This window comes from Longilinea arvoryzae (genome assembly GCF_001050235.1).
GTDB classification, from domain to species: domain Bacteria; phylum Chloroflexota; class Anaerolineae; order Anaerolineales; family Anaerolineaceae; genus Longilinea; species Longilinea arvoryzae.
On the sequence record NZ_DF967972.1, the window covers coordinates 1557819 to 1564821 of the forward strand.

Below are 7003 nucleotides of genomic sequence, written 5' to 3' on the forward strand. Positions count from 1 at the left end.
CGATCATGCCTGCCTTCCACAACGCAGCACCGCGCCTGAACAGGGGTGAAGTTGGAGCGAACCGGCCGGGATGGGGATATCGGCCGGACCTGTTGGGGTGGTGAATATCAGGCGGTCGAATTCCGGCGGAATTGGAAAATCACAATTTTCCGGGGAAAGGTTGAGAACGATCAGCAGCCGGTCTTCGCCGATCGAGCGCCGGTAAGCGATGGCATTCGTGGAGAAGGATTCCAATTCCCAGCCGCCGCGGCGGAGCGCTTTTTCACGCTGCCGCAACGCAGCCAACTGCCGGTAATACTGCAGCAGGTCCTCATTCTGACCGGCTCCCCACGGCATGGGCAGGCGAGCCTCTTCCAGTTTGCCGAACCCCCCGCGCCGGTCGCGGGTGGCGCGTTCCTGCGATAGGCCGACCTCGGTGCCATAATAGATCAGCGGGGCGCCCGGCAGGGTAAACTGGCACAGCGCCGCCAGTTTGAGCGCTTCCGCGTTCCCGCCGGCAGCCCACAGGAAACGGTCCATATCGTGATTGTCCAGGAAAGCCGGACGGGAGAACTCGGGCGGGAACTGGCTGAAATGACCGGCCAGGAAGGCGGCGAACTTGCCGGCGTTCCACTGGCGGGTGGCAAACGTCTGGCGGAAGGCCTCCAACAGCAAGAAATCCAGGCAGCCGTCCAGCAAACCGGTAAACACGATTTGCGCGTTTGGCGAGTCGACCACCTCGCCGAATACCCAGCAATCCGGGTTGGCTTTGCGGGTGGCCAGGCGAAAGTCAGCCCAAAAATCTGGCGCGGGACCGATCGAATAATCCAGGCGCAGGCCGTCCACGCCGAAATTCAACCAGTACGCGGCTGCATCGCACATGTATTTGCGTGCGTCCGGGTTGCGCAGGTTGATTTTTGGCATGGACCTGACGTTGAAAAAACACTCGTATTCATCCGGATAGTGGGTGAAGGTATACCAGTCGCGATAGGGACTGTTCGGATCCGAGATGGCGCTCTGGAAGGTGGCGTGCTGGTCCGACCAGTGATTGGGGACGAAGTCCAGGATGAGACGCATGCCGCGCGCGTGAAGTGTATCCAGAAGCCGGCGGAAATCCGCCTGGGTTCCCACAACGGGATCGATGCCGAAGTAATCGGTGGCGTTGTAGCGGTGGTGGTTCGGGCAGGGAAAGATGGGGCTCAGGTAGAGCGTGTTGACGCCCAGTTGTTGGAGGTAATCCAGCCGCTCGAGAATACCGGACAGGTCGCCGCCGTAGATTTCATCGATCGAGGCCACCTCATTCCAAGGCCGGCCTCCACCGCGCGCGAAGCGGTCCACCAGGATGTGGTAGATGACCGCATCCCGCGACCAATCCGGCGGTGCGAAGGTATCCACGCAGTAGGCGTAATAGGCGCCCTCATCGGCAAAGACCTCCGTTCCATCGGCGATCTGAACACCAATGCGGTAGCGGACGATGGTTTGGCCTTGCTGGCCGGGGAGGGCGCCGCTCCAGGTGTGGGTGAAGCCCCAGGTGATGTCATCCCATTCGGCGCCGGCCCGGCGCATGCCCACCACCTGCCCGTGGGTCGCCTTGCCCAGGCTGCCAACCGGGTCGGAGCCGTCGCTGGTAAAGTAAATCCAGGCCGCGGCCGCGCTCTCGGCGGCCCCGACGCTGACCGTCAGATTCACCGGCTGCCCGGGCAGCGGATCACGCGGCGAGCGCCCGGAAAGATGGGAAATGTGCAGATGGGAGCGGCGGTGATGCTCCACGCGCAGCGCTTCGGTGTCCATGCTGCCAAAGATGAAATCATCCATGCGTTTCCATCCCCCGCACCCAGCTCACCAGGTCCCTGCCTTCGGCGGCGTCGTCGACGGTGGCGGCATAGGTAATGTTGTAGGCGGCCGTGATCCGGGCATAGCTTGACCTCAACTCGTCCGGGGTGCAGCCCACGGTGAGCGGAATGCCATTGCAGCGCGGCAGCAGGAAATCCAGCTTCTCGAACCCGCGCGGTACGTTGGGATCGTCGGAGATCTGCACGCCCAGGAGATGGTCGAGGCGGGTGATTTCCGGGATGGTGCGAACGCCCAACGAATGGGTGTGAATTTGCCCGTAACCGAAGGCGTCGATCACTTTCTGGGTGCAGGGACGCGCGAATTCGGCGTAGGTGCGCGGAGAGACCAGGCAGGCGATGTCTTCGGACATGCAGATGGTTCCCGGCATCAACCAGGCGCCGGCGATATTGCCGCCGAAGTACAGGCCGGTGATGCTGCGCAGGCGTTTCGCCAGCCAGATGATGGCGTCCGCGCAGAAATCCAGAAAGGCATGCACCAGATCGGGCGAGTCCATGAAATCGGTGAACAATTTTTCACCCCGCAGGGCATGCGCCAGGTCCAACGGCGAATAGTAGCCGCGGATGATCGGGATCGGCCCATCCGATGTTTGCCTGACGAGATGGCGCATGGCGCGTTCCATCATGCGCACCCAGTAGGCGTCTTCCATCAGGGTGAGGTCTTTGAAATCCGCGAGGTTTTCGAGCACCGGGGCCGCCCAGGAGGTGTCCTCGGTGAAGACCACGTCACCCTTGATGAAGGCGCTGTACTCGCCGATGCCGAAGTTCGGGCCGAAGGTCGGGATCAGGTCATCCAGCACGTCCCGGTTGTATTCGAGGGAGAGGCTGTAATTGCGCAGGCACAAATCGAGATAATCTTCCATGTGCCGGTCGAAGTCGATGCTGTTGAGCGGCGGGACCGGTTCGCCGCCCGGCGCTGGCGCCAGTGCGTACACGGCGACGTAGCCGGGCCCTTTCGCCGCGTACATCGATTTGAAACGCTGCACCACTTCTTCCAGATTGGGTTTGTAATAATGGATTTCTTTGAACATTTGCATCTCCATGAAACCTAACGCGTTGAAAGGGCGATGATTTCATCCATCATGGCCAGGTAATTCGGCAGCGGCACGTAATCGGGAATCGAGTTGCCCGAGCCGATCGCAAAACGGCCGCGCGGACCGCACGTGTCCATCAACTGGCACACCCGCGCGCGCACATCCGCCTGGCTGCCGGCGGAGAGGATGTTGATGTCCATGCCGCCCAGCACGCCAATTCGATGGCCGTATTTTTCCTGAAAGCGCTCCGCCGGAAGGATGGCGTCTTCGTAGGAATGCTTGGCGTCCAGGCGGACCGTATCGATCAGATCGGGCATGATCTTCTCCAGATTACCGCAGGAGTGCAGAAAATAGGGGACGCCGTGGGCGTGAGCCATTTCCGCGATCTGCTGATGCCAGGGAAGGAAATACTGGCGCAGCGCGGCCGGTGAAAGCAGGGTGGCGCTACGGAACCCCATGTCGTCGCCGGGAAAGATGGCGGCCAACCGGTCGATTTCCACGAGCTGGCGGTAAAAGGCAGCCTGGAGTTCGCCAACTTTTGTCACCACGGCCTGCACCAGGTCGGGCTGGTCGAAGAGCAGGTAGCATAACTTTTCGATGGAAAAAATCCACGAGACGCGTTCGAAAATGCCGCCGCCGTGCGCCAAGGCCAACCCCATCCCCTCGGGCAGATGCCGGCTCAAGTATTCGAAGGGGAAGAAATCGAATTCTTCGACCCGTGGGAAGGCGTACTTTTCGAAATCCTCCCACGAAGAGATCAGGCCGCCGCTTTCATCTGCCCAGGCGCGATCGCGGCTCGAACCGGATACGGTGTTTCCGGTCACCCGTGACGAACCCGGAAAGGGCAGCGCGGCTTCGAAGCGCAGCATGGCGTACCCCATGCCGTGCCAGAAGGCGATCAGGTTATCGAGATAACGGGTCTGCGATTCGCGATCCGCCCCCGGAGAAACCCACTCGCGCCCCAAAACGCTCACGATCACGGCCTTGAGGACCGGTTCGTCCACGATGAATTCGACCGCCGGCGGGTGAGGAAGCTGCGAACGCCCGAGCAGGTGATCGATAAAGCGGGTGATATCCGGCCGCGGGGTGAATGACGCCAGGTGAGGGTAGGAATCAAGCATGGAATTAACCTTTAACCGCTCCCCAGGTGAGCCCCTGTACCAGGAAACGTTGCAGACTGTAGAAGGTGATCAAAATGGGCAGACAGGCCAGGATCGAGGCGGCCGCGAACATGGCCCAGTTGGCGGCGTAGGGCTGGTTGAAGAAACGCATGCCCAGGGCGACGGTGTAATTTTGTTTGCCGCTCATGACGATGCTGGCGAGCAGGTAATCGTTATAGAAAGTGATCAGGTTGAAGATGAAGATGACGGCCACCATCGGCATGGCCAGTGGCAGCGCAATCCGGGTGAAGGCCTGCCAACTGGTTGCGCCGTCGATATAGGCGGATTCTTCCAGGTCGCGTGGGATCGTATCGAAATAACCGCGCATCAGCCAGGCGTTGAAGGGGATGGTGGTGCCTCCGTAGACCAGGATCAGCCCGGTCAGGTGATTGATCTGCCCGATGGTCTGGAGGATTTTGTAGATGGCCACAATGGTCGCCGTGGCGGGGAGCATCTGGATCAGAATGAGAACGAGCAGCCCGTACCGCCTGCCTTTGAAGCGGAAACGCGAGAAAGCATAGGCCAGGGTAATCGTAAAGAAGAGGGCCAGCAACCCGCCGCCAACGCAGGCAATGACGCTGTTCTTGATCCAGAGGAGAAAATCCGTGTTGGCGAACAGATCGAGATAATGTTTGAAGGTCAGCGATTTGGGGATGATGGACGAAGTAAACAGTGAGGCTCCGGTGTTGAGGGAGGCGGTGATGATCCACAAAACCGGGAAAATGGTCAACAGGCAGGCCAGAATGAGGATCAGGCGGCTGATATTCGTCACCAGGCTGGTTTTCAGTTTACGCATGGATCGGGTCGGGGGTCTGGAGTTCGCCGTCATGCATCCACCTCTTTGAAAGCGCCGGTCAGTTTGGAGTTGAGCAGTGTCAGCCCACCCACGATGAAGAAGAGCAGCAAGCCGTTGGCAGCCGCCATACCGTAGTCGAAACTGGCCGAGCCAAACGCCATTTTGTACATATAGGTCGCCAGCAGATCGGTGGAACCCGCCAGCGTGGAGGTTTTAATGAACGGGCCGCCTTCCGTGAGCAGGAAGATGGTCCCGAAATTTCCAAATTGCATGGCAAAACCGGAGATCAACAGCGGCAGGGTGGCCGAGCGCAGCAGCGGAAAGGTGATGTGCCTGAAAGCCTGCCAGGAGGATGCGCCGTCCACCTTTCCCGCGTCGTATAACTCCTCCGGGATGCCCTGCAGGGCTCCCAGGCAGGCGATCATCATGAACGGAAAAGCGAGCCAGATATTGACCAGCAAACAGGTGGCCCGCGCCCAGTTGGGGTCGATCAACCAGGGGACCGGATTCAGGCCGAAAGAACCGATCATGCGGTTGATGGGGCCGAAGGAGGAGTTGAAAAGGCCTCTCCAGGTGAGGATGGTAATCGTCGACGGCAGCGCCCAGGGAAGGATCAACAACATGCGGTAGACATTGCGTTCGCGAATGTTGCGGTTGTTGAGAAGCATTGCCAGGAAAAGACCGATGGCGAATGAGAGCAGGATGGACAGGACGGACCAGAGAAACGTCCATGTGAAAACGCCGAGGAATTCGCCCTTCGCGCTGCCCACCAGAATACGGGCGAAATTTCCAAGGCCGATGAAGCGCCAATTCGAAAGGTGGGTGAGCGAGTAATTGGTGAAGGAGTAATAAATGGTGAACAGTCCGGGCAGAATCACCGCCATGAACATGGCGAGCATCCCCGGGAGGATATACAGGTAAGGCGTCAGTCTGCTTTTCCGAATTTGGGTCTTGAAGAACGCCATTTTGCCTCCTTCATCCCGCAGGCGCTGGATGGATCGACCACCCAGCGCCTGGCAACGAGGATTGCTTACTTGTTTTCTGCGATGGTTTGGATGATCAAGGCCTGAGCTGCTTTCAACGCCACGTCGGCAGCCTCTTTGCCCTGAACGACGGATTGGAAGGCAGTGGTCGCGGGGGCCCAGACGAAGTTCATTTCGTTGATGCTGGGCAGCGGGTCGCTCTTGTCCAGTTGAGCCATCCAACCGGCCAATTCCGCGTCGTCTTTGAGGGACGGATCGGCGAGGATATCCGACAGCACCGGAATATTACCCGGATTGGCTTTGTAGATGGGCAGCGGCAGATTGGAGCCCAGGTAGGCAGCCAGCGTAGCCGCTTCGGCCTGGTTCTTGGAATACGCGCTCACCGAGAAACCGGTGTAGGTGGCAAACGGGCGCGGGTCGACGCCGTTGGGCGCGGTCGGGATCGGCGCCACGCCGAGGTTGATGCCGGCATCCTTGAAGGAGGGGACCATGGCCGGGTTGGTGATGATCATGGCCGACTTGCCTTCGGTAAAGTAGCTGTTCATCACTTCCCAGGTCACATCGCCGGGCATCAGTTTTTCGGTCTCGACCAGCGAGCGGATGTACTTGAGGCCCTCGATGGCGCCTTCGTTGTCGAAGCCGATATCCGTTGGATCCAGACTGGTGCCGGTCCATTTGAAGACATAACCGCCGTAGGCCGAGAAGAAGGGGTAGCTGTACCAGAAGCTGTCAATTTGATACAGCAGTCCGTACTGGTCGCCGGTGGTCAGCGATTTGGACAGGGTGACGAGTTCATCCATGGTCGCGGGCGGGGTGGCCACCAGATCTTTGTTGTAAACCAGCGCATTGACATCTGCGGCGATGGGAACACCCAGCAGGTGGCCGTCGAGGGTGAATGAATCGATGGATCCCTGGGTGTATTTGGCCTTTTCTTCGGCCGTGAGGGCATCTTCCACCGGGACGATGAGCTGGGCGGCATAATGACCGCCGATGTAGTTGTTGACCGTCATGAACAGGTCGGGACCTTCGCCGGCGGGAATGGCGACCGGAATTTTGTTCATCATTTCGAACTGGTTGCCTTCGGTCACAATGACGGTGTTGCCGGTGTCAGCAGCCCATTTCTCGATGATGGTTTTCACTTCTGCCATGGCCGTGGTGCCCACCCGGTCCATGATCCAGACGTTCAACGTGACCGGTTCTT

At 59.5% G+C, this 7003-nt stretch carries 6 protein-coding genes; all 6 read right to left on the bottom strand.

All coding sequences use genetic code 11. From position 1 onward, the window contains the following. Positions 1–3 precede the first annotated feature (3 nt). Entirely contained in the window at positions 4–1794 is a 1791-nt protein-coding gene (locus tag LARV_RS06940) for a glycoside hydrolase family 13 protein (protein WP_075072952.1), read from the bottom strand. After that, a complete protein-coding gene (locus LARV_RS06945) occupies positions 1787–2860 on the bottom strand; it encodes a uroporphyrinogen decarboxylase family protein (RefSeq protein ID WP_075072953.1) in 1074 nt (357 codons plus the stop codon). Before LARV_RS06945 ends, LARV_RS06940 begins: the two co-directional genes overlap by 8 nt. Positions 2861–2877: 17 nt before the next feature. Next, positions 2878–3984 (bottom strand): uroporphyrinogen decarboxylase family protein, encoded by a 1107-nt coding sequence (locus LARV_RS06950; protein WP_075072954.1) that lies wholly within the window; start codon positions 3982–3984, stop codon positions 2878–2880. A 4-nt stretch (positions 3985–3988) separates the two neighbouring features. Then, positions 3989–4852: a sugar ABC transporter permease gene (locus tag LARV_RS06955; RefSeq protein WP_083522390.1), complete on the bottom strand. Its 864-nt coding sequence runs from the start codon at positions 4850–4852 to the stop codon at positions 3989–3991. Next, positions 4849–5784, bottom strand: a complete 936-nt coding sequence (locus LARV_RS06960; protein ID WP_075072956.1) for a carbohydrate ABC transporter permease — start codon at positions 5782–5784, stop codon at positions 4849–4851. The genes LARV_RS06955 and LARV_RS06960 overlap by 4 nt, the downstream gene beginning before the upstream one ends. A gap of 65 nt (positions 5785–5849) precedes the next feature. After that, the coding region (locus tag LARV_RS06965) for a sugar ABC transporter substrate-binding protein (RefSeq protein ID WP_075072957.1) at positions 5850–7003 on the bottom strand (1154 nt) is incomplete at its 5' end.